The organism is Pseudomonas sp. PDM32 (assembly GCF_019219225.1).
Taxonomy (GTDB): Bacteria; Pseudomonadota; Gammaproteobacteria; order Pseudomonadales; family Pseudomonadaceae; genus Aquipseudomonas; species Aquipseudomonas laurylsulfatiphila.
In genome coordinates this window covers 114,842-133,880 of sequence record NZ_JAHUWE010000012.1, presented here as the reverse complement: position 1 = coordinate 133,880, position 19,039 = coordinate 114,842, and the positions used below count along the sequence as shown (strand labels likewise).

General features: G+C 60.1%; 19 protein-coding genes. 11 read left to right on the top strand and 8 right to left on the bottom strand.

Annotated elements, in window-relative coordinates; translation table 11 throughout:
• The first annotated feature begins 1 nt into the window (after position 1).
• On the top strand, positions 2 to 166 hold the full coding sequence (locus KW846_RS22375) for a metallothionein (RefSeq protein WP_015094211.1): 165 nt from the start codon (positions 2 to 4) through the stop codon (positions 164 to 166).
• A gap of 32 nt (positions 167 to 198) precedes the next feature.
• On the opposite strand, the gene KW846_RS22370 is transcribed toward KW846_RS22375, so the two are convergent.
• The gene (locus KW846_RS22370; RefSeq protein WP_218485341.1) at positions 199 to 477 is read right to left on the bottom strand and encodes a hypothetical protein; all 279 of its coding nucleotides are present in this window, start codon (positions 475 to 477) and stop codon (positions 199 to 201) included.
• A gap of 33 nt (positions 478 to 510) precedes the next feature.
• Positions 511 to 738, bottom strand: a complete 228-nt coding sequence (locus tag KW846_RS22365) for a DUF6555 family protein (protein WP_102701839.1) — start codon at positions 736 to 738, stop codon at positions 511 to 513.
• 146 nt (positions 739 to 884) lie between these two features.
• Here KW846_RS22365 and KW846_RS22360 point away from each other — a divergent pair, with 146 nt between their 5' ends.
• The 5 genes from KW846_RS22360 to mnmH all read left to right on the top strand — a co-directional run bounded on the left by KW846_RS22360 (position 885) and on the right by mnmH (position 5,169).
• Positions 885 to 1,664, top strand: coding sequence for a helix-turn-helix domain-containing protein (locus KW846_RS22360; RefSeq protein WP_218485338.1), 780 nt, complete (start codon positions 885 to 887; stop codon positions 1,662 to 1,664).
• Between the two features lie 105 nt (positions 1,665 to 1,769).
• Complete coding sequence (locus KW846_RS22355; protein ID WP_218479267.1) at positions 1,770 to 1,943, top strand: DUF1427 family protein; 174 nt, start codon at positions 1,770 to 1,772, stop codon at positions 1,941 to 1,943.
• Positions 1,944 to 1,970: 27 nt separating this feature from the next.
• Complete coding sequence (locus KW846_RS22350; RefSeq protein WP_218485335.1) at positions 1,971 to 2,927, top strand: zinc-binding alcohol dehydrogenase family protein; 957 nt, start codon at positions 1,971 to 1,973, stop codon at positions 2,925 to 2,927.
• Positions 2,928 to 3,031: 104 nt separating this feature from the next.
• The gene (gene selD, locus KW846_RS22345) at positions 3,032 to 4,066 is read left to right on the top strand and encodes a selenide, water dikinase SelD (RefSeq protein WP_218485333.1); all 1,035 of its coding nucleotides are present in this window, start codon (positions 3,032 to 3,034) and stop codon (positions 4,064 to 4,066) included.
• The gene (mnmH, locus tag KW846_RS22340; protein ID WP_218485331.1) at positions 4,066 to 5,169 is read left to right on the top strand and encodes a tRNA 2-selenouridine(34) synthase MnmH; all 1,104 of its coding nucleotides are present in this window, start codon (positions 4,066 to 4,068) and stop codon (positions 5,167 to 5,169) included. Before selD ends, mnmH begins: the two co-directional genes overlap by 1 nt.
• A gap of 137 nt (positions 5,170 to 5,306) precedes the next feature.
• On the opposite strand, the gene KW846_RS22335 is transcribed toward mnmH, so the two are convergent.
• Positions 5,307 to 5,978, bottom strand: coding sequence for a histidine phosphatase family protein (locus tag KW846_RS22335; protein WP_218485330.1), 672 nt, complete (start codon positions 5,976 to 5,978; stop codon positions 5,307 to 5,309).
• A gap of 368 nt (positions 5,979 to 6,346) precedes the next feature.
• Between KW846_RS22335 and KW846_RS22330 the strand changes: the two genes are divergently transcribed.
• Both KW846_RS22330 and hemB read left to right on the top strand, forming a co-directional pair.
• Positions 6,347 to 7,057, top strand: a complete 711-nt coding sequence (locus tag KW846_RS22330; RefSeq protein WP_218485327.1) for a glutathione S-transferase family protein — start codon at positions 6,347 to 6,349, stop codon at positions 7,055 to 7,057.
• 147 nt (positions 7,058 to 7,204) lie between these two features.
• On the top strand, positions 7,205 to 8,179 hold the full coding sequence (gene hemB, locus KW846_RS22325) for a porphobilinogen synthase (protein WP_218485324.1): 975 nt from the start codon (positions 7,205 to 7,207) through the stop codon (positions 8,177 to 8,179).
• A 125-nt stretch (positions 8,180 to 8,304) separates the two neighbouring features.
• Here hemB and KW846_RS22320 read toward each other — a convergent pair whose 3' ends face one another.
• Both KW846_RS22320 and KW846_RS22315 read right to left on the bottom strand, forming a co-directional pair.
• Positions 8,305 to 9,840, bottom strand: a complete 1,536-nt coding sequence (locus tag KW846_RS22320) for an FAD-dependent oxidoreductase (protein WP_218485322.1) — start codon at positions 9,838 to 9,840, stop codon at positions 8,305 to 8,307.
• 173 nt (positions 9,841 to 10,013) lie between these two features.
• Positions 10,014 to 12,224: a TonB-dependent siderophore receptor gene (locus tag KW846_RS22315; protein WP_218485320.1), complete on the bottom strand. Its 2,211-nt coding sequence runs from the start codon at positions 12,222 to 12,224 to the stop codon at positions 10,014 to 10,016.
• 281 nt (positions 12,225 to 12,505) lie between these two features.
• On the opposite strand from KW846_RS22315, the gene KW846_RS22310 reads away from it, so the two are divergent.
• Positions 12,506 to 13,600: a DUF1615 domain-containing protein gene (locus KW846_RS22310; protein WP_218485318.1), complete on the top strand. Its 1,095-nt coding sequence runs from the start codon at positions 12,506 to 12,508 to the stop codon at positions 13,598 to 13,600.
• Between the two features lie 78 nt (positions 13,601 to 13,678).
• On the opposite strand, the gene KW846_RS22305 is transcribed toward KW846_RS22310, so the two are convergent.
• A complete protein-coding gene (locus tag KW846_RS22305; RefSeq protein WP_095967461.1) occupies positions 13,679 to 14,080 on the bottom strand; it encodes a hypothetical protein in 402 nt (133 codons plus the stop codon).
• Between the two features lie 261 nt (positions 14,081 to 14,341).
• On the opposite strand from KW846_RS22305, the gene KW846_RS22300 reads away from it, so the two are divergent.
• A complete protein-coding gene (locus tag KW846_RS22300; protein WP_218485316.1) occupies positions 14,342 to 14,965 on the top strand; it encodes a glutathione S-transferase family protein in 624 nt (207 codons plus the stop codon).
• Between the two features lie 125 nt (positions 14,966 to 15,090).
• On the opposite strand, the gene KW846_RS22295 is transcribed toward KW846_RS22300, so the two are convergent.
• Complete coding sequence (locus KW846_RS22295; RefSeq protein ID WP_007976812.1) at positions 15,091 to 15,531, bottom strand: CBS domain-containing protein; 441 nt, start codon at positions 15,529 to 15,531, stop codon at positions 15,091 to 15,093.
• 325 nt (positions 15,532 to 15,856) lie between these two features.
• Here KW846_RS22295 and KW846_RS22290 point away from each other — a divergent pair, with 325 nt between their 5' ends.
• Positions 15,857 to 16,195 (top strand): hypothetical protein, encoded by a 339-nt coding sequence (locus tag KW846_RS22290; protein WP_218485314.1) that lies wholly within the window; start codon positions 15,857 to 15,859, stop codon positions 16,193 to 16,195.
• 57 nt (positions 16,196 to 16,252) lie between these two features.
• Here KW846_RS22290 and KW846_RS22285 read toward each other — a convergent pair whose 3' ends face one another.
• Positions 16,253 to 19,000, bottom strand: a complete 2,748-nt coding sequence (locus KW846_RS22285; protein ID WP_218485312.1) for an RHS repeat-associated core domain-containing protein — start codon at positions 18,998 to 19,000, stop codon at positions 16,253 to 16,255.
• Between the last annotated feature and the right edge of the window lie 39 nt (positions 19,001 to 19,039).

The following is a 19,039-nucleotide window of genomic DNA, read 5'->3' as shown; positions in this document are numbered from 1 at the left end:
CATGATTGACCGTGAAAGTATCTGCGATTGTCCGAAATGTTCCTGCAAACTCGGTGAACATCCGATTGCCCGTCACGGCAAGCATTACTGCTGTGAAGCCTGCGCCAAGCACCATGAGCACGGCGAGGAGTGCGCTCATAAAGGCTGCAAGTGCTCCCATGGCTGACGGCATTCGCGACAAGCTATGAAAAGTGGAGCCTAGTCCGGCTCCACTTCCAGCCTGAGGCTGTCATCCTCCAGGCGTTCGCTGTGGCGAACGCTGCCCTGCAAGCGCCGCCCTTCGACCCTCAGCACCAAGGTGCTGGCTTGCTCCAGACCTTCCGGCAGTGGCGCCGGGACGCGTACGGCGAAGCAGAACGGGTCATTTTCGACCGCTTCCAGTCCGATCCGGCATTCCGCGCTTTTGGTGATGCGGCCGGACTGCATGTCCAGGCCGTAGTCCAGCTGTGCAGGGCTGTAGACGGATGTCGCACTCATATCGCTTCCCCCGGACCTGACGGTTGCCAGTGATCAGTTCGCCGGCCGCCACTTGACGTTTTCCACGCCGAACTTTTCAGCCATCGGCTTGCTGGTCTTTTGCACTTTCTCGCGCCCAAACCGGGGAATTCGCCCCACCCCCGCGTCACAGCTCGCCCAATGCCAGGCTTCTGCGTTATCCATTTTATCCAGGCGGATAATGAATGATTTCGGAGTGCCATGGAGTGTGTACTCGATGACGAATAATTTTGCACTGTTCATAAAGCCCCGGTTCCTCCCTGTTGTACATAAAAGGATCGCGTGCCATCAGGAAAATTCACTCGGATTGTTGGATGCCGGTGGTTGCTGGCGACAAGTTCGGCGCCCCGTTACCATGGAATCCTCCCGAACCCCAATGAACATAGACCATGGCCCTCGCCGCACCGCCTGACCTGAGTGACACCGATGTGCCGGTGCAACCGCTGGCTCGTACCTATCCGCGTGGGTTGTACATCGAGCCTCATGAGCACGTCTGGGGCCAGTTGCTGTATGCAATGAGCGGGGTGATGTGGGTCGAGACGCCGCATGAGGCGCTGGTGGTGCCGCCGCAGCGGGCGGTGTGGCTGCCGCCGGGCGTGCCCCACGGGATTCGCGTGGTGTCCGACCTGCAAATGCGCAATATCTACCTGCGACCGTCCCTGGCAGCGACCCTGGATGACAGTGTGCAAGTCATCGAAGTCGGCGGCTTGCTGCGCGAGCTGATCGTCGGGCTGGTGGAGCAGGGTAACGACGCAGCGCCCGAGTATTACGACGCGCTGGTGGGCCTGGCGCTGCTGGAACTCAAGCGGGCCAGGCGCTCGCTGCTGAAAATCCCGCTGCCGGACGATTCCGACCGGCGATTGATGAATGTGTGTCAGGCGGTCATGGCCTCGCCTTCACTGGATATTCCTTTCGAACACCATGCCGATAACGCCGGTGCCAGCGTGCGCACCCTGGCGCGGCTGTTCAAGGACGGCCTGGGCATGGGCTTCGCCGAGTGGCGGCGTCAGGTGCAACTGGCGACGGCGGTGGCCGGGTTGATCCAGGGCATTGCGGTCAGCGCGATTGCCCGGGAGCTGGGCTATTCGCCGAGCAGCTTCAGTGACATGTTCCGGCGTGAACTGGGGGTTGCCCCTTCGCAGTTTCCTGTGGCGCAACGCCAGGGCTGAGTTCGCCGACGCCAGGCTTTGGCCGACATTCAGAAGTACTTGGCCGATGCTCGAAGGCGTCGCCCTCTAGACTTGGCGCATACCTCAATTGCTGCGGAATCTGCCATGAACTACCTCCTGTCAGTGACGATTGGTCTGGGTGTCGGACTGCTTTACGGCGCCCTGGATTTTCGTTCCCCCGCACCCCCGGCTATCGCGCTGGTGGGCCTGCTCGGCATGCTCGCCGGCGAAAAGCTCTGGCCAATGGGGCGTGAGCTGGTGGCTGGCTGGATCTCCTGAACCCTTTTCGACTCGATGGATACGCCCATGAAAGCTCTGCAATTCAATGAAACCGGTGATCTCTCGGCCCTGCGCTACGTGGAGGTACCTACGCCTGTTCCCGGCGCCGATGAAGTGCTGGTCGAGATCAAGGCCGCAGGCCTCAACCCCAGCGATGTGAAGAACGTGCTGGGACGTTTTCCCTACACCACCTTGCCGCGGATTCCCGGTCGGGATTTTGCCGGGGTGGTCGTGGCCGGCCCGCAGGCGCTGATGGGGCAGGAAGTCTGGGGCACGGGCCGCGAACTGGGCTTTTTCGCCGACGGTTCCCATGCCCAGTTCGTCAAGCTGCCGGCCAATGGCGTGGCGCTCAAACCCACGCACCTGAGCTTCGCCCAGGCTGCCAGCCTCGGTGTGCCGTACACCACGGCGTGGGATGCGCTGGAGCGCAGCCTGGTAACGGCCCAAACCCGTGTGCTGGTCATCGGTGGCGGGGCGGTCGGCAGTGCCGCGCTGGCTTTGGCCAAGGTACGCGGAGCCCGGGTACTGGCGGCCGCGCGGCGTCCGGAGCAGGTCAAGGACTTGCAGGATCAGGGCTATCAAACCCTGCAACTGGATAAACCCGAGGATCTCGCCGCCCAGGTCAACGCGGTCTATGCCGGCGGTGCCGAGGTGATTTTCGACACCACCGGATTCTGGCTGCCGGCCTCGGTGCCGGCCCTGGCCGCGTTCGGCCGCATTGCGATCATCGCCGCGCCAGTGGACGGTCACGTGCAACTGCCGGCCCTGGCGTTGTATCGCAAGGGTGGCTCTGTCGTGGGGATCAACTCGCTGCTGTACGGCGTGCAAGCGTGTGCAGCGATGCTCGACCAGTTCGGCAAGTTCTTCGATCAGGACCTGTTGCCGTTGCCGCAGGGCTTGTTCGAGTCGCCATTGGCCGAAGGGCTGGCGCGTTATGCCGAGGTGAATCAGGGCAGCGGTGACAAGGTGATCCTGCTGCCATAACCCAACCTCCTGTGGGAGCGGGCAGTATCCACCACCGCATCTCCTGCAAAGAAAAAGGCTCGTTTGCTGTAGGATTAGTTACCTAGACTCCAAGAGGTGACCCTATGAGCGAGCCGATTCGCCTGACCCAATACAGTCACGGCGCCGGATGCGGTTGCAAAATTTCCCCCCAGGTGCTGGAAGTGATCCTGGCCGGCAGCGGGGCGCAGAATCTCGACCCGAAACTCTGGGTCGGCAACGCCTCGCGTGACGACGCGGCGGTGTATGCCATCGATGAAGAACGCGGTGTGGTCTCGACCACCGACTTTTTCATGCCGATCGTCGACGATCCCTTCGATTTCGGCCGAATTGCCGCCACCAATGCCATCAGCGACATCTACGCGATGGGCGGCGATCCCTTGATGGCGATTGCGATCCTGGGCTGGCCGGTGAACGTGCTGGCGCCGGAAATCGCCCGGGAAGTGATCCGCGGTGGGCGTTCGGTGTGCGACGCAGCGGGCATCCCGCTGGCGGGCGGACACTCTATCGACGCACCCGAGCCGATCTTTGGCCTGGCCGTCACCGGTCTGGTGGAAAAGCGCCACATGAAGCGCAACGACACCGCCACCGCCGGTTGCCTGCTCTATCTGACCAAGCCCCTGGGCATCGGCATCCTTACGACGGCCGAGAAAAAGGGCAAGTTGCGCCATGCCGACATCGGCCTGGCACGGGACTGGATGTGCACCCTGAACAAGCCCGGCAGCCGTTTCGGCAAGCTCGATGGCGTGACCGCGATGACCGACGTCACCGGTTTCGGCCTGCTCGGGCACCTGGTGGAAATGGCCGACGGCAGCCAGCTTACGGCGCGCATTGAATACGACCGGGTTCCGCGTCTGCCGGGTGTCGAGTATTACCTCGAACAGGGCTGCGTACCGGGCGGTACACTGCGCAATTTTGACAGCTACGCCAGCAAGCTCGGACGCCTTCAGGAGCTGCACAAACGTGTGCTCTGCGACCCGCAGACCAGCGGTGGCCTGCTGATCGCCGTAACGCCGCAAGGCAACGAGCAGTTTCTTGCCGTGGCCGCCGACCTGGGCCTGAGCCTGGAACCGATCGGTGAACTGGTCGAGCGACAGAGCAACGCAGTCGAGGTGTTTTGATGTTCGTCGACTGCACCGATTACCGCGACATCTTCCTCAACGACCGGCCCATGATGGACGCGCGCGCGCCGGTCGAATTCAACAAGGGTTCGTTTCCCGGTGTGATCAATCTGCCGTTGATGAATGACCATGAACGCCAGCGGGTCGGCACGTGCTACAAGCAGCACGGCCAGCAGGCGGCCATCGTGCTCGGCCATCAGCTGGTATCGGGCGCGGTCAAGGCCGAACGCATCCAGGCCTGGGCCGACTTTGCCCGGGCGCACCCCGACGGTCTGCTGTATTGCTTCCGCGGCGGCCTGCGCTCGCAGATTGTCCAGCAATGGCTCAAGGACGAGGCCGGCATCGACTATCCACGGGTGGGCGGCGGCTACAAGGCCATGCGTACCTTCCTGCTGGACACCCTCGATCAAGCGGTTGCCCAGTGCGATTTCGTCCTGCTGGGCGGGATGACCGGTACCGGCAAAACCGAGGTGCTCACGCAACTGGGCAACAGCGTGGACCTTGAAGGTCATGCCAACCACCGCGGCTCCAGTTTCGGCAAGCGCGCCACCGGCCAGCCTTCGAACATCGACTTCGAAAACCGCCTGGCCGTGGATGTGCTGAAAAAACGCGCCCGGGGTATCGAGCAGTTCATATTGGAAGACGAAAGTCGTGCGGTGGGCAGTTGCGCATTGCCGTTGCCGCTGTACCAGGGCATGCAGCAGTTCCCGATGGTCTGGCTGGAAGACAGCCTGGAAGGTCGGGTCGAGCGGATCCTGCGCGATTACGTGGTGGATCTGTGCGCCGAATTCATCGACGTGCATGGCGATGACGGCTTCGCACTGTTTTCCGAGCGGTTGCTGGAGAGCCTGAACAATGTGCAGAAACGCCTCGGCGGCGAACGTCATCGGCGCATGCTGGTTTTGATGGAAGAGGCGTTGGCGGAGCAGGACCGCAGTGGCGCGGTGGATCTTCACCGGGGCTGGATCGAAGGGTTGCTGAGCGAGTATTACGATCCGATGTACGCGTTCCAGCGGGAGAAGAAAGGTGCGCGGATCGAGTTTGCCGGGGAGCGGGGGGCAGTTCTCGAGTATTTGCGGGAGCGGGGCAGCCAGCGAGGGTGATGTAACTTGTGCCGGCCCCTTCGCGAGCAGGCTCGCTCCCACACTGGATCTGCGCCGTACACAAAACCTGTGATCACCGAAGATTTACTGTGGGAGCGAGCCTGCTCGCGAAGGGGCCAGCTCAGACAACGCATGCCTCAGGTCGGGCAGGTTTCGGCGCCGTTATCCAGGCCTTGCTTGTACACATGGCTCTGCAACTTGGCCTTGCCGTTGTGCCAGGTCAGGGTGAGCACATACAGCGAGTCGTAGTCGCTGGACTCCCAGTCATCGGTGATGGTCGTTTTCTTGCCGGTGGCGTCGCCGGCCACCTTGTTGATCAGCTCCGGCAGGTAGCCGTGCGACCAGGCGGTGTAGATGACCGAGTTGTGATACTTGTCGTGAAGCAGTTCATCGGCCAGGTCGCTGGTGTCATTGGCGGAGAAATTGATGTTCACTGGCAGGCCCAGCTTGATGGCGCTGGGGCTGATGGTCATCAGGGGACGGATGTAGCTGTAGGAATTGTCGAACTCGCCTTCCTCGACGTTACGGGTCGGGTTCGCCGCAAACACGTAGTTGGCCTTGCCGAACTTTTCCGGCAGCAACGTGGCCAGGTCGATGGCGCGGTTCAGCCCCTGGCAATTGAGCTGGCCGAGGCCGCCGTCGGGTTTTTCGCCGTGGCGCAGGAACACCAGCGTCTGGGTGCCATCCATCGGTTGAGCACGACTCAGGCCGGATTCCAGCAACAGGAACACCGCGCTGACCGCCAGCAAGACGGGCAACAGCAGGTAGGCGCGATGTTTAAAGCGTTTGGTAAAATTGAACAGATTCATGAATAAAAGGTTCTTCAGCGCAATTCGGTTAAGGCTGACAAACCTTTACACCACGACTTTCCAGCGTCGGGTGTGTTCCATGTCGTTGAAGCCGGTCCGTTTTCAAAGGGGTGGTGCTCAGAGTCCCCTGAACCCGTTTGGTTCGATTCCGGCCAAGAGCGCAGCAATGTACCGGTAACCTTTGGCGGATTGCAGTGAAGGTTATCGACAGGATGTTGCGGATTTGTGGACAGGTTACACCTGATGGGGGTGAAACCGTCGTGATCTCTCTTGATCTCCTCTATCAGCGAGATTGATGGCTCCAGGGGATCGCTGAGCCGATATCTCCATTATGATCGTCACTCTCACTGTCTTCGTGGATCCTGCCCATGACCGATTTGTCCGCCTTCCCCATCACCCGCAAATGGCCTGCCCAATATCCGGAGTGGATTCAGCTGTACTCCTTGCCAACCCCCAATGGCGTCAAGGTTTCGATCATGCTCGAGGAGATCGGGCTGCCGTATGAGCCTCACCGGGTAGGTTTCGACACCAATGACCAGATGTCCCCGGAATTCCTGTCGTTGAACCCCAACAACAAAATCCCGGCGATCCTCGACCCCCACGGTCCGGACGACAAGCCGCTGGCGCTGTTCGAGTCGGGAGCGATTTTGATCTACCTGGCCGACAAGAGCGGGCAACTGCTGGCCCAGGAATCGGCCGCGCGCTACGAAACGATTCAATGGCTGATGTTCCAGATGGGCGGCATTGGCCCGATGTTCGGCCAGCTCGGCTTCTTCAACAAATTCGCCGGCAAGGACTACGAAGACAAGCGTCCCCGTGATCGCTATGTCGAGGAGAGCAAACGCCTGCTCAAGGTGCTCGACGGCAGGCTTCAAGGGCGCGACTGGATCATGGGCGAGCGCTACACCATCGCCGACATCGCCACCTTCCCGTGGGTGCGCAACCTGATTGGTTTCTATGAAGCCGGCGACCTGGTGGGCATTCAGAACTTCCCCAACGTCACACGGGTGCTGGAGCGCTTCCTGGCGCGGCCGGCGGTGGTGCGCGGGTTGCAGATTCCAAGCCCGGTCGCCAGCTGATACACCGCATAACCTGTGGGAGCGGCGGTGCGGCGGTCCGACTTGCTCGCGAAAGCGTAGTGTCAGGCGACATCCAAAGTGACTGACCCCCCGCCTTCGCGAGCAAGCCCGCTCCCACATTCTGTCCTCTGAAATTCAGGAATCCCCATGTCCAGCCAGTTCCCCGAAGCACGCCCACGCCGTCTGCGCCGCAATGCGAGCCTGCGCAGCCTGTTCCAGGAGACCGAGTTCAGCCTGAAAGACCTGGTGCTACCGATTTTCGTCGAAGAAGAGATCGACGACTTTGTGCCGATCAAAAGCATGCCCGGGGTGATGCGCATTCCCGAGTCGAAGCTGGCCGGCGAGATCGAGCGCTACGCCCGTGCCGGGATCAAATCGGTGATGACCTTCGGTGTGTCCCATCATCTGGACAGCAGCGGCAGCGACACCTGGCGCGACGACGGCCTGGTTTCGCGCATGTCGCGCATCGCCAAGGACGCGGTGCCGGAAATGATCGTGATGTCCGACACCTGTTTTTGCGAATACACCGACCACGGCCATTGCGGCGTGCTGCACAACCATGAAGTCGACAACGACCAGACCCTGATCAACCTCGGCAGGCAAGCCGTCGCGGCGGCCCGAGCCGGTGCCGACGTGATCGCCCCGTCGGCGGCCATGGACGGGCAGGTCCAGGCGATCCGCCGGGCCCTCGATGACGCCGGGTTTACCCAGACGGCGATCATGGCCTATTCGACCAAGTTCGCCTCGGCGCTCTATGGTCCGTTCCGCGAGGCGGGCGGCAGTGCGCTCAAGGGCGACCGCAAAAGCTACCAGATGAACCCGATGAACCGCCGCGAAGCGGTGCGCGAGTCCTTGCTCGACGAACAGGAAGGCGCCGATGCGCTGATGGTCAAGCCGGCCGGTGCCTACCTGGACATCATCCGCGACATCCGCGAAGTCTCGCGCCTGCCGCTGTCGGCGTATCAGGTGAGCGGTGAATACGCGATGATCAAGTTTGCCGCCCAGGCCGGAGCCATCGATGAAGACCGCGTGGTGCGCGAGAGCCTGGGGGCGATCAAGCGCGCCGGGGCAGACCTGATTTTTACCTACTTTGCGATGGATCTGGCATTGGCCGGGATCTGAAACCCGACACTTTCCCCCCTGTGGGAGCGGGCTTGCTCGCGAATGCGGAGTGTCAGTGACAGATGTATTGACTGACACACTGCATTCGCGAGCAAGCCCGCTCCCACATTTTGATCTGTGTTGAATCAGGGCGTGCCCAAAAACGCGCGGATCCCGTGATCACAGAAATATCGTTCGATCACTTTCGGGTCCGCGCATGTCTCGGCAATCGCTACATAGGTATCGGGCCGCAACAGATAAAAGCCGTTGCGCCCCAGGCCCGCCGCTTCGAACGCCGGTCGCCAGTCGAACACATGCAACGGCAGATGGTGCTCGTGGCACCAGGCGATCATTTCGTCGCTGGTGTCGCCATAGACATGCACCTGCCAGGTCATGCATTTGAGTGACTCAAAGTTGTCCCCCTCACCGTCATGGGCCCAGGGCAGGCGATCACCGCCATGCACGTGCCCGGCAACGCCTGTGCTCAATGGGCTGCCCCGATAATTCAGGGTGATCTGCGACACCGTGCGAAACAGGAACTGGCGGGAGGTTTCGAACGAGGTGATTTTCGGGATCAGGAACGGCGCCAGGCGCGTACGCAGCAAATCGGCCATCGGCCCGTCGGCGGTAACGAAGGTGAAGACCCGGTCAGTGGTCGCCACCAGTTTGCGGGCAAAGGCGATGCGCTCGGTTTCATAGGTGTCGAGCAATCTGGCCTCGGCAGCGCCGCTCAGCACGGCCGCCAGTTTCCAGGCCAGGTTGATGGCATCGCCAATCCCTGTGTTCATGCCCTGGCCGCCCGCCGGGCTGTGCACGTGGGCCGCATCGCCGAGCAAAAACGCCCGACCATTGCGAAAGTGATCCGCCACCCGGTGATGCACGCGGTAGGTCGAGAACCAGTTCAGTTGCTCGATCTGCACCTTCATGTGCTCGATGGCCCGGCTGCTGACGTCTTCGAAGCACAGGGTCTCGGCGTGGTCGGCACGTTCGTCGCGTACGGTGCCGATCAAGCGCGCGCGGCCACTGCCCGCCAGCGGGAACACGGCAAGGAAGTCCGCCTCGTCGAGGTCCACGTGCAGTTCACCGTTGAATGTCGGGCCGCTGCCCTGTACGTCGGCGACGTAGAAAATCTGCTGGTAAGTACCGCCGGGAAACCCGGTATCCAGGGTCTTGCGCACAATCGACCTGGCGCCGTCGCAGCCGGCGAGGAAACAGGCCTGGCAGATTTCCTGCTGGCCGTCGGGCAGATGCAGCGTGGCCGTGATGCCGTCGGCGGTTTGCTCGAAGCTGGCCAGTTCGGTGTTGCGTTCCACCGAGATGCCGAAGGTTGCCAGGCGCTCGATCAGCAGCCGTTCGTGCTCGTCCTGCGGGAAAATTTCCAGGAACGCGTAGGGTGTCAGTCCCGCGCCGACCTGGGTCAGTGGCAGGTGCGCCACAGGCTCACCCTTGACCCAGAAGTTGGCGGCCGCCACCCGATGGCCGTATTGCACAACCGCGTCGGCCAGCCCGAGTTGTCGATACAGTTCCAGCGTCCGCGCCTGGACAGCCAGCGCCCGGGACGTGGTGCCAGGGGCCGAGGCTTTGTCGACAATCCGCACGCGCACGCCCAGTTTGCTCAGCCACAACGCCAGGACCAGCCCGGTCGGGCCGGCGCCGATGATCAACACATCGCTTCTGTGCATGAACTCATCCTCCTCGCTGGGTAGAACAAGTATGGACGACCCGGCCCCCTGTAGGAGCGAGCTCGCTCGCGATTAACGAAAGAGCGCCGCGTTAATCCTGAAAGTACGCGTTATCGTTAACGTCCATCGCGAGCAGGCTCGTTCCTACAGGTACAGGGCTGGGCTGCCCTCAATCAGAAGTCGATGGTGCCCGACAACTTCGCGGTACGCGGTTCGCCCTGGGTCAGGTAACCCCCCTGGGCCGATTCCCAGTAGCTCTTGTTGGCGACGTTTTCCACGCCCAGGCGTACGGTCACGTCTTTCTCCTGGACCCTGAACGCGTAGCGGGCGCCGGCATCGAAGCGGTTCCAGGACGGCAGGCTGAGGTTGTTCGCCGCGTCGGCGTATTGGCCGCCGGTGCGCAACATACGTCCGTTCAGGGCTGCGCCCGGCACACCCGGTACATCCCAATCGACACTGGCATTGAACTGGAAGCTCGGCACGCCGATGGCCCGGTTGCCATCGTTGAGGCCGTCCTGGGTGTTCTTCAGTTCGGTGTCCATCACGGTCACGCCGCTGAGCAGGCGCAGGCCGTCGATGGGTTCGCCGAAGACATTGAGTTCCACGCCCTTGTTGATCTGTTCACCGTCATGAACGAACACGGCGGTGGTGTCGTCGATGACTTGGGTGTAGCCGTCAGCGGGTTGTTCGATGCGATACACACCGAGGGTCGCACCATAGGTGCCCATGTCGACTTTGACCCCGGCTTCAACCTGTTTGGAGCGCGACGGGGCAAACACTTCATTGCCGTTGACCACGACCCTGGAGCCGGAGGTCGTCGGAGCCGTCGGCCCCTTGGCCAGGCCCTCGATGCGGTTGGCGTAGAACGACACGTGGTCCCACGGCTTGAACACGATGCCGTACACGGGCGTCGTGATCGACTTGTCGTAGTTGGACGTGCGGTTTTGCGTGTCGTAGTCGTAGCCTTGAACGACCAGCTGTTGACGGCGTACGCCCAGGGTGATCAGCAGGCGGTCATCGATAAAGCCCAGGGTGTCGGACACGGCGGCGCTGCGCATGAAGGTTTTGCCGGTGATGCCCGGATCGCCCAGGTCACCGCCGGAGAAGCCGCCCGCTGGCGCCGGAACGTCAATCGGGTGGTAGATGTTGTTCGGGTATTGGGTCAGATCGAAATCGAAGGCGTTGCGCTGTTGGGTCCAGATTCCCGCCAGGCCGAAGTTCAGTTTATGGGTCACCGGACCCGTGGCGAAACGGCCATTGAGGCCGGCCATGGCACTGGTGTTGTCTTCTTCGTGGGGAATGAACGAACCGCTGGTCACCGAGCTGCCGTCGTTGCCCACCAGGGTGGTGGAGTCGTAATTGCCGACTTCACGGGTGTGCTTGGCACCGCCGGCGGCGTAGGCGGTCCAGCTGTCGTTCAGGTCGTATTCGGCGCGCAGCATGCCGAAGGTGTCCTCGATCTCGCTGAAACCCCACTTCTGCGCGTAGTTGGTGTCGGCGGAGGGCGCATCCGGGATGTGCGTGGCGTCGCCAAGGTTGACCGAGCTGCGGCCGCCGTTGATGCGTTCCTTCGAATAGACGAAATCGCCGGACAGGCGTAGCGCATCGCCGCGGTAGTCGAGGCCCAGGGCGAACAGTTTGGAGCGCTGGTTCTCGTCGTCGATGGCAGTGTCGCCTTCACGTTGGGACAGGTTCAGGCGGGCACCGAAGCGGTTGTCTTCGCCAAAGCGCTGACCGATGTCCAGGTGTTCGCCGATGCGCCCGTCGTCGCTGATGTCCGTGGTGAACCGACGCAGCGGCACATCACTGGCGCGCTTGGGTTGCAGGTTGACGCCGCCACCGATGCCGGAACCGGTCGGGGTGACACCGTTGATGAAGGCGTTCGGCCCCTTGAACACTTCCACGCGCTCCAGGGCATCGGTGGAAATGATCTGCCGCGGCAGTATGCCGTACAGGCCGTTGAAGGAAATATCATCGCCGTTCAGGGGCAGGCCGCGAATCATGAAGGTCTGGGCCTGGTTGGAAAAACCGGAAGCCTGACGCACCGAGGCATCGTTGAGCAGCACATCGCCGACGGTTTCGGCCTGCTGGTCGCGGATCAACGCTTCGGTGTAGGACGTCATGGTGAACGGAACATCCATGATGTCCTGGTTGCCCAGGATACCCAGTTGAGCGCCGCGTGCGACCTGACCACCGGCGTAAACCGGGGGCAGGTCGGACGGTGTCGGGGCCTGGGCGTTGACATTGACGTCGCCCAGCACCAGCGGTTTTCCCTGGGCCTCGGTTGTTTCGGGCGTTGCGGCATGGGCCGTCAGGGACAAGGAGCAAAACAGGGCCAGTAGCGTCGGGCGAAAAGGCACGCGCAGTCGTGCTGGAGTGGTCATGATGGGTTCCTGGGCGGCGCGCGGCCGATTGGAAAAAGGGGCGGCGCGGGAACTCCATGCGCAAATGCGACTCCTGATGCAAATGGTAGTTGTTCTCAGTAGCGTTGTGCAATGCGTTTTCTGCAAGGCACACAGGCATTTTCTGCACATGCAGGTTTCGGATAACGGGGCTTCAGGGCCGTTTCAGCAGCAAATAAAGGCACGTGGTGGACAACGGTCATAGCCGTTGCCCTGCCATTGCTCGTATGGTTAAGCCGGACCCAAGGACTAGATGGAACGACATGCAAGCCAATCGATTGATCTTCAGCATCGCCGCTTTGTTGATACTGGCCGGTTGCGGCAGCCAACGGACCCAGGAACCGGCGGCGCGTAGTCCGGACCAGGTGAAGGCCGAGATTGTGCGATTGCTGCCGGCCAAAGCCGCCGATCCCCAGGGGTGGGCCACGGATATCCAGGTGGCGTTTACCGCGCAAGACATCTCGCCGACCACGCATAACCTGTGCTCGGTGCTGGCGGTGACCGAACAGGAGTCGACCTTTCAGGTCGATCCGAGCGTACCGGGCCTGGGCAAGATCGCCCGCGACGAGATCGACCGTCGCGCCGCCAAGGCACACATTCCCGGCCTGCTGGTGAACAGTGCGTTGAAGCTCGACTCGCCCAACGGCAAAAGCTACAGCGCCCGCCTGAATGCCGCGCGCAGTGAAAAGGAGCTGAGTGGCATTTTCGACGACTTCATCGGCATGGTGCCGATGGGTAAAACCCTGTTCGGTGGCTTCAACCCGGTGCATACCGGCGGACCGATGCAGGTCAGCATCGATTTTGCCGAGCAGCAGGCCAAGGGCTACCCGTATCCGGTGCAAGGCTCGATCCGTCATGAAGTGTTCACCCGGCGCGGCGGCATGTACTTCGGCATCGCGCACCTGCTGGGGTATCCGGCGAGCTACCCACAGCCGCTGTACCGCTTTGCGGACTTCAACGCAGGTTGGTACGCCAGCCGTAACGCCGCGTTTCAGAACGCGGTGAGCCGGGCTTCCGGTATCCCGTTGGCGCTGGATGGCGACCTGGTGCGTTACGGTTCGATCATGCCCGGCAGCACGGAACTGGCCGTGCGCACCCTCGGCAAGCAACTGGACATGCGCAATCCGACGATCCGCGGGCAACTGGAAGAGGGCAATACCCTGGCGTTCGAAGACAGCAAGCTCTATCGACGGGTTTTCGAACTGGCCGAAAGGGCTGAAGGTCGGCCGTTACCCCGTGAAGTGTTGCCGGGGATCGTGCTGCAAAGCCCGAAAATCACGCGCAAACTGACCACCGCGTGGTTCGCCAAACGGGTCGATGAACGTTACCAGCGCTGCATGGCGCGGGCAGGGAAGTAATCGCGAGCTAAAAAAACGCATAAAAAACCCGGCGGGTGAGGCCGGGTTTTCGTCGAGTCCTGCGGTAAAGCCCTGCATTCAGACAGCGCGGCTTTCGATCAGACGATCCGAACCGCCTTCAGCGACGCGGTTTTCGATCAGGCGATCGGAACCACCTTCGGCGACGCGGTTTTCGATCAGGCGATCGGAACCACCTTCGGCGACGCGGTTTTCGATCAGGCGATCGGAACCACCTTCGGCAACGCGGTTTTCGATCAGGCGATCGGAACCACCTTCGGCGACGCGGTTTTCGATCAGGCGATCAGAACCACCTTCGGCAACGCGGTTTTCGATCAGGCGATCCGAACCACCTTCAGCCACACGGCTTTCAATCAGACGATCCGAGCCGCCTTCAGCGACCACAGGTTGAGCAGAGGTAGCGGCAAAAGCGTTAACTGCGAAAACCGAGAAAGCGATGCTGAGGAGGGTTTGGCGTTTCATGATGGTGTGCTCCGGGGTGCTTATGGGTGGGTATGGAGCAGATGTTACGCCGCGGATTTTTTAAGAGAACTTCATTGAGGTGATGGTGAACATCGATGGCAGTGATAGGACCTGCGCCATACCTCTTGTGAGCTTGATGGTGCGATCGTCGGATGGTCGCTGTGTGGCAGGTGGCGGCTTCTACACTGGATAGCTGGCGTGTTCCTCTGCCGGGACGCTGGATGAGGCACTGCAGAGATCGCGGTGTGCAAGGAGACGATTATGTACCAGCTCTACGGTCATCAGAACTCCGGGGCCGCGGCCATCGAAGCCGCCCTTGAACTTTGTGATGTTCCCTATCGCTTCATCGATGTCGAGGCGTCCGCGGAGGCGGCCCATGCGCTGGAGAAACTCAATCCGCTCAAACAAATTCCGACCCTGCAACTCCCCGATGGCGCTGTCCTGACCGAGAGCGTGGCGATCCTGATTCATCTCGGGCTGAGCTTTCCCGCGTCGAGGTTGTTGCCCCGGGACTCGGCCGAGCGGGACCAGGCCATTCGCGCCATGGCGTACATCGCCAGCAATTGCTATGCGGCCATCGGCATCATCGATTACCCCGAGCGCTGGCTGGCCGAGGCGGACGAGTCGTTCAGGCAGAACCTCATGGAGGGAACCCGCAGGCGTCTGCACTGGAGTTGGGAGGTATTTGCCGACCAGTTTTCGGGCGAACTGTATCTGGGCAGCGAGAAACCAGGGGCCCTGGATGTGCTGACGGCGGTGATCTCGCGGTGGGCGGGCAGTCGGGAACATTTGCGCATTGCGCGGCCCGGGTTTTTCGCCTGGCTGGAACGAATCGACCGCCACCCGGCTCTGGCACCGGTGTTCGCCCGGCATTGGCCAGTTTGAACACCGAATACCAAATGTGGGAGCGGGCTTGCTCGCGAAGGCGTAGTGTCAGGCAGCATTGATGTTGACTGACCCACCGCTTTCGCGAGCAAGCCCGCTCCCACAAGGGGCCTCGGTGTGTCGGCTCACTCCCCGCGAATGTACTGCTCCAGCTGGCGAATCAGCTCCGCCTGTTCGGCAATCGCTTCCTTGACCAGGTCACCGATCGACAGCAGGCCGATCAATTTGCCGCCTTCGACCACCGGCAAGTGACGCAGGCGTCTATCGGACATGATGCCCAGGCAGGTATCCACGGTTTGATGGGTGTCGACGGTAATCACCGGTGACACCATGATGTCGCGCACCGGCGTGCCCACCGAGGAGCGGCCGTGCAGCACCAGTTTGCGCGCATAGTCCCGTTCGCTGATGATGCCCAGCACTTCATCATTCTCCACCACCAGCAGGGCGCCGACGTTTTTCTCGGCCATCTTCATCAGCGCTTCGAGCACCATGTGATCGGGTTTGATCTGGTGCACTTCCTGATTCTTCTGATCTTTGAGCTTGAGCAGTTGGGCGACGGTTTTCATGGTGGTTACTCGGGTGTTGTCGTTGTCCTTGAAGAATCGTAGACGCAAGCGCTCAGGGCAAGGGCGAAAGCGGCAGATAACACGCAAAAAACGTCATTTGGCGGTTTTTCTTTCGTAAACCACCCGATCCGTCGAGAGAGAGCGTCTGTTGGCCGGATAGACTGAGGCCTGGAGGGCGTTCAGTTTTATCGCGTGTCGAACCGGGAGCCCAGGTAATGGGGGATTATGGATTTTTTGGTTAATACCCTGAAATAGAGAGAGGGGAGTCGAATAAAGAAGCTCGGGTCGGCTCGCACCTCCAATAAGTCACGGATGACTCGTCATTATGTTTGATGCTCTAACGGCTACTAAATCTACGCAGCGTTCACTTCCTGAACCTGTGACTCAGAGTCCGCACACGCCTTTCATTGCCAAGTCTATTCCAGACTGGCTATTGAACACCTGTGCAGAAAATCGCTCCGCTTTAAAACTGAAGGGGCGTCATGCCCAGGCGTTCGCGCAGAATTCGACGGTGTTTAATGCTTGCTCGGAAGAGCTGCTCAATCGGCATTTGGTGGGTGCAGTTTCACCGCAGGTATATGAGCGCGAACTTCTTGAGTTGACCGAGGGGCGTAAGGTGTTGTTGAAGGCCTTGACACTGGATGCGTTGAAGAGGATGCAATAGCTTGTGCTGAAACAAGTGACCGGCCTGTTCTTGCGAACAGGCCGGTTTTTCAGGTTTTCAACGAGGATCCTTGTATATCTCCACCGCATCGTTCCACTGGGCATGAGTCATGTTGGTTCTGCCCGTCAGCACGTTGAAGGGAGCTGAGCCGTCATAAGACTCAAGCAGGATTTGGGTGCAGTTGAAGCAGGCGGGAAAGTCAACCGCAGTGAGCACTCGTTGCAGCTTTTGCGTCACCACGTCAATCACCGCCGGATCGCCGGAGCCAAGCTCAGTCTTTTGCAGATGAAGTGCCAGGTTGGCCGCTTGTACCTCCGCATGGGCACCCGGGAGGCGATAGTCTTTAGGTGTGTAATTGTCGCCGGCTGCAATATGGCCTCGAATCCGGTTTTCTATCAGTGGGTGAAGGGGGGTTGTCTCATATTCTATTCCGGCCAGACTCAAGGTCACGGGTTCTGGAGTTGAACCTCTGTAGACCTTTACCGGGAGTTTTTTATCGTTGAATCGCTGAACGTATTGGTCACTTAAATAAGCGGTAAATCGCTGAGGGTCGAATTTTAAGATGCCACCATTGGCTGGATGATTTCTATCTAAGTCACTGTCAGCACCTCTGTGAAGTTTGACGCCGTGCTCTTCAATAGAAAGTCTTGTCTCATCTACTGTGATATTGAAATTGTCAGTAATGAAAATGATGTCGCCAGTTTTTTTATCCTGAACTGCTGCTCCGGCATGTGAAATAAGACTCTTTTCTTTGAAGGTAGTGGTAAACCGAGCATCCGGAAATTCTACCAAGTGAGTCGCGAGCGCGTCTTTTTTGGCTTTTTCTGTGTATTTTCTTTTTGGATCCAGCGTCAATGGATGATTCTTGGCGCCATGCAATATGTTGGTAGTTCTGTCACTTACCAATTGATTGAGTCTTTCTCCATTAAGCCCAAGCCTATCGACAAAACTCATCGGGTTATTACCCACCATCGCATACAGATTCCACCCGTCCACAGCCCCCGCCGGGTCGGCACTGATCCAGCGTTGCAACCAGGGCGCGTAATAACGCCGTCCATAGTAGTAAAGTCCGTTGTCATCCATCTCCTTGCCCGAATAGCGGATGGTTTTATAACTGACTTCCCGCACCGAATCCGCTGTCAGTGAGGCCGTGCCGCCGAAGGGATAATAGTTCTCGTGACTGATCAGACGGGCCCTTTGATCGAGTTCAATAAGGCTGGAACCCTGGCTGTCGTCGAGGCAGTAGCGCACCTGGTCGGCATCGATGTCCCCCGGCTGACCGCTGAGCCAATGCAGGCAACGCACGTTGCCGATCACGCCCGGCAAGGTGATGACATGTAACTCCTCACCCGTTTCACGGGTGCGTATTTCCAACCCGGGAAGGTAGCGCACTTCGTGAAAATGGCTGGTCGATGAACTATGGGTTTCGTGTCGTTTATAGACACGTTCGCCATTGCTGTAACGATAGCTTTCTTTATCGTCGAGGCCTGTCTCGCGCTTGATCAGTGTGACGGAGGCCAGCTCATCACGGCTGTTCCATTGCAACGCCTGGCCCGGTTGCAAGGCCTGGAGATTGCCATGACGGTCAAACAGCTTGGGAAAATCGGGTACAGGGTCTCCCTCTTTCCAGCGCACGCCACGGTTACTGGATGGGTCAATGTACATGTTGTGGGTGTAGCCGCCCACCGCACGGCCATGAGTCAACTTGACCAGATTGCCACCCATGTCGTACTCGTATGTTTGTGTGTAGTTCAGGACATTGTTGGGGTCGTTCGGCAACGGACGTCCCGGCATGCTGGAGGGCGGAGTGGTGTCATGGCCGGTGGCGCTAACCAACCGGTACAACGAGTCATAGGTGAATAGGCGGGTTCCATCAATGTACTGGTTGGCGAAAAACACCGGATTAAAGGTGTGATCTTTGATGCATAGCACATTACCGACGTTGTCATAGCGATATTCCAGATCTTGCCGAAGGGCCTGGCCAGGCACACCGGCCTTCATGCGTGTCAACCGACCATCCGCCTGGTCGTAGATCCAGATTTTAGTCACGCCGTTGCCGAGTCGTTGTTCGATGACCTGGCCGGCGGCGTTGTACTGCGCGTCCTTGAGGATGTCCTGAGTGGTATCGCTGGCATTGATTTGCAGCGTTACCTGCCGGAGTTGCCCGGCAATATCATTGCGTGAATGTTGCTGATGGTTGCCGGCATCCGTCTGGCTCAGCGCCTTACCGTCTGCACCGTAGCGCCATCGTGTGGTGTAGGTGCGGCCATCGAATAAGGTGCGGGTTTCTTCAAAAGGCAAGGCATGCAGGCTAAAGGAACTGAATGCCATCGAGCCCGAAGGGGCGACTTTCTTGATCAACTGACCACGCAGGTTTCGCCCTGGATCCGCATCCGCTTGCCCATAGGTCAAAACCTCGACGTTCGGTTGAGCATTGACGTCAATCGCCAACATGCGCAATTGATCGTCGTAGGTATTTTGCCATTGATTACCGCGTTCATCCCAGCGATTGAGGGCTTCGCCGGCCACTCCGAACAGGCTCAGACGCCAGCCGGAATCGACGCTATCGACCTTCACCGTTTGACCGGCCAGCCCATGGACCGTCGTCAGGTTAGGTCTCGAGCCGTACAAGCGTGGATCCCAGTGCTCCACGGCTCTGCCTGCGACGTCATGACGCTGTCGGGTGATGAGTGTTTCCAGGGGCGCGTCAGTACTCTTGCGCAGGTGGGCTACCTGGCGAACCACGAGGCCGCGGCCTTCATAGACAGTCACTGATGGGGTGTTCCGATGTACGGTGAGATCCATATCTCAACCTCCTTCGATGCATTGCATGGGTCATGGCAA

Coding starts and splice junctions, on each gene's coding strand:
- KW846_RS22375 (WP_015094211.1), top strand. CDS start 2: ATGATTGACCGTGAAAGTATCTGCGATTGTCCGAAATGTTCCTGCAAA.
- KW846_RS22370 (WP_218485341.1), bottom strand. CDS start 477: ATGAGTGCGACATCCGTCTACAGCCCTGCACAGCTGGACTACGGCCTG.
- KW846_RS22365 (WP_102701839.1), bottom strand. CDS start 738: ATGAACAGTGCAAAATTATTCGTCATCGAGTACACACTCCATGGCACT.
- KW846_RS22360 (WP_218485338.1), top strand. CDS start 885: ATGGCCCTCGCCGCACCGCCTGACCTGAGTGACACCGATGTGCCGGTG.
- KW846_RS22355 (WP_218479267.1), top strand. CDS start 1,770: ATGAACTACCTCCTGTCAGTGACGATTGGTCTGGGTGTCGGACTGCTT.
- KW846_RS22350 (WP_218485335.1), top strand. CDS start 1,971: ATGAAAGCTCTGCAATTCAATGAAACCGGTGATCTCTCGGCCCTGCGC.
- selD (WP_218485333.1), top strand. CDS start 3,032: ATGAGCGAGCCGATTCGCCTGACCCAATACAGTCACGGCGCCGGATGC.
- mnmH (WP_218485331.1), top strand. CDS start 4,066: ATGTTCGTCGACTGCACCGATTACCGCGACATCTTCCTCAACGACCGG.
- KW846_RS22335 (WP_218485330.1), bottom strand. CDS start 5,978: ATGAATCTGTTCAATTTTACCAAACGCTTTAAACATCGCGCCTACCTG.
- KW846_RS22330 (WP_218485327.1), top strand. CDS start 6,347: ATGACCGATTTGTCCGCCTTCCCCATCACCCGCAAATGGCCTGCCCAA.
- hemB (WP_218485324.1), top strand. CDS start 7,205: ATGTCCAGCCAGTTCCCCGAAGCACGCCCACGCCGTCTGCGCCGCAAT.
- KW846_RS22320 (WP_218485322.1), bottom strand. CDS start 9,840: ATGCACAGAAGCGATGTGTTGATCATCGGCGCCGGCCCGACCGGGCTG.
- KW846_RS22315 (WP_218485320.1), bottom strand. CDS start 12,224: ATGACCACTCCAGCACGACTGCGCGTGCCTTTTCGCCCGACGCTACTG.
- KW846_RS22310 (WP_218485318.1), top strand. CDS start 12,506: ATGCAAGCCAATCGATTGATCTTCAGCATCGCCGCTTTGTTGATACTG.
- KW846_RS22305 (WP_095967461.1), bottom strand. CDS start 14,080: ATGAAACGCCAAACCCTCCTCAGCATCGCTTTCTCGGTTTTCGCAGTT.
- KW846_RS22300 (WP_218485316.1), top strand. CDS start 14,342: ATGTACCAGCTCTACGGTCATCAGAACTCCGGGGCCGCGGCCATCGAA.
- KW846_RS22295 (WP_007976812.1), bottom strand. CDS start 15,531: ATGAAAACCGTCGCCCAACTGCTCAAGCTCAAAGATCAGAAGAATCAG.
- KW846_RS22290 (WP_218485314.1), top strand. CDS start 15,857: ATGTTTGATGCTCTAACGGCTACTAAATCTACGCAGCGTTCACTTCCT.
- KW846_RS22285 (WP_218485312.1), bottom strand. CDS start 19,000: ATGGATCTCACCGTACATCGGAACACCCCATCAGTGACTGTCTATGAA.